The sequence below is a fragment of the Pseudokineococcus marinus genome, from assembly GCF_013004605.1.
Lineage (GTDB): Bacteria > Actinomycetota > Actinomycetes > Actinomycetales > Quadrisphaeraceae > Pseudokineococcus > Pseudokineococcus marinus.
Window position 1 is genome coordinate 1 of record NZ_JABEMA010000386.1, and the last position, 2,409, is coordinate 2,409.

Annotated in this window: 1 protein-coding gene; it reads right to left on the minus strand. The window is 72.9% G+C overall.

Annotated elements, in window-relative coordinates; translation table 11 throughout:
* Positions 1 to 33: 33 nt before the first annotated feature.
* A partial coding sequence (locus HLB09_RS15735; RefSeq protein WP_212771220.1) for a RelA/SpoT family protein occupies positions 34 to 2,409 on the minus strand: 2,376 nt, incomplete at its 5' end.

Consider the following 2,409-nt stretch of genomic DNA (forward strand, 5'->3'; position numbering starts at 1 on the left):
CGCGCGCCCGGCCCGACCGGACGGGCGGCCCCGTCAGGGGGTGCTGTGGCCGGCCTCCTCGCGGCGCCCCGTCGAGCGGTAGACGTCGAAGACGCCGTCGACGCGCCGCACCGCGGCGAGGACGTGGTCGAGGTGGCTCGGGTCGCCCATCTCGAAGGTGAACTTGGAGATGGCCACGCGGTCCCGCGACGTCGTCACCGACGCCGAGAGGATGTTGACGTGGTTGTCCGACAGGACCCGCGTGATGTCGGAGAGCAGCCGCGCGCGGTCGAGGGCCTCGACGGAGATCTGCACGAGGAAGACGCTGTCGGCGCCGACCGACCACTCCACCTCGACGATGCGCTCGGGCTGGCCCATGAGGCCGCTGACGTTGCCGCAGTCGCGGCGGTGCACGGACACGCCGTTGCCGCGCGTGACGAAGCCGATGACCGGGTCCCGCGGCACCGGCGTGCAGCAGCGGGCGACCTTGACCCACACGTCGTCGACGCCCTTGACGACGACGCCCGGGTCCCCGGAGCGCCGTCGCGTCGCCGTCCGCGGGGGTGGCAGGACCGCCTCGGCGAGGTCCTCCTCGGCGCCGCTCTCGCCGCCCAGCGCGGTGACGAGCTTCTGCACCACCGACGCGGCGGAGACGTGCCCCTCCCCCACGGCGGCGTACAGGGCCGAGACGTCGGCGTGGTGCAGGTCGCGCGCGACCCCGGCGAGGGAGTCGTGGGACATGAGGCGCTGGATGGGCAGGTGCTCCTTGCGCATCGCCTTGGCGATGGCGTCCTTGCCCTGCTCGATCGCCTCCTCGCGGCGCTCCTTGGAGAACCACTGCTTGATCTTGCTGCGCGCGCGGGGGCTCTTGACGAAGGTCATCCAGTCCCGGCTCGGGCCCGCGCCCTCGACCTTGGACGTGAAGACCTCGACGACGTCGCCGTTGTCGAGGGTGGACTCGAGCGGCACGAGGCGGCCGTTGACGCGGGCGCCCATCGTGCGGTGGCCGACGTCGGTGTGGACGGCGTAGGCGAAGTCGACCGGGGTCGAGCCGGCCGGCAGCGCGATGGCGTCGCCCTTGGGCGTGAAGACGTAGACCTCGGCCGCGTTGATCTCGAAGCGCAGGGACTCGAGGAACTCCCCCGGGTCGGACGTCTCGCGCTGCCAGTCGAGCAGCTGGCGCAGCCAGGCCATGTCGCTGCCGCCCGTGCCGTGGCTGCCCGGGGCGCCGCGGTCGGCCGGGTCCGTCGTGCCGCGGCCCCCGGCGTCCTTGTACTTCCAGTGCGCCGCGACGCCGAGCTCGGCTCGGCGGTGCATGAGGTGGGTGCGGATCTGGATCTCGACGGGCTTGCCCTCGGGCCCGATGACCGTCGTGTGCAGCGACTGGTACATGTTGAACTTGGGCATCGCGATGTAGTCCTTGAAGCGGCCCGGGACCGGCGTCCAGCGCGCGTGGAGCGCGCCGAGGACGGCGTAGCAGTCGCGGACCGTGTCGACGAGGACCCGCACCCCGACGAGGTCGTAGATGTCGGCGAACTCGCGGCCCCGCACGATCATCTTCTGGTACACGGAGTAGTAGTGCTTGGGCCGGCCCGTGACGGTGGCGCGCACCTTGGCCTGCCGCAGGTCGGCCGCGACCTGGTCGCGGACGACGGCGAGGTACTCCTCGCGGGCGGGCGCCTGCTCGGCGACGAGCCGGACGATCTCCTCGTAGACGCCCGGGTACAGCGTCGCGAAGGACAGGTCCTCGAGCTCCCACTTGATGGTGTTCATGCCCAGCCGGTGGGCGAGCGGCGCGTAGATCTCGAGGGTCTCGCGGGCCTTGCGCTCGGCGGACGCCGCGGACACGTACTTCCACGTGCGGGCGTTGTGCAGCCGGTCGGCGAGCTTGATGACGAGGACGCGGATGTCGCGGGCCATCGCCACGACCATCTTGCGGACGGTCTCGGCCTGCGCGGCGTCGCCGTACTGGACCTTGTCGAGCTTGGTGACGCCGTCGACGAGCATGGCGACCTCGTCGCCGAACTCCTCCCGCAGCTGGGCGAGGGAGTACGCGGTGTCCTCGACGGTGTCGTGCAGCAGCGCGGCCGCCAGCGTCGGCGCCGTCATGCCGAGGTCGGCGAGGATCGTCGTCACCGCGACGGGGTGCGTGATGTAGGCGTCGCCGCTCTTGCGCCGCTGCCCCCGGTGCGCCTTCTCCGCGACGACGTACGCCCGCTCCACCACGGCCGTGTCGGCCTTGGGGTGGTTGCTCCGCAGGCTGCGCAGGAGGGGCTCGAGGACGGGCGACGTCGTCGACGGTCGCGAGCCGAGGCGGGCGAGCCGGGCGCGGAGCCCGCTGCCGCCGGGCTCGTCGGCGCGGGCGGGCTCGCTGGTCGGGCCCGCCGGCGCGGGGACGGGAGCGAGCGCCTCCGCCGTCGTGGGGGCGGG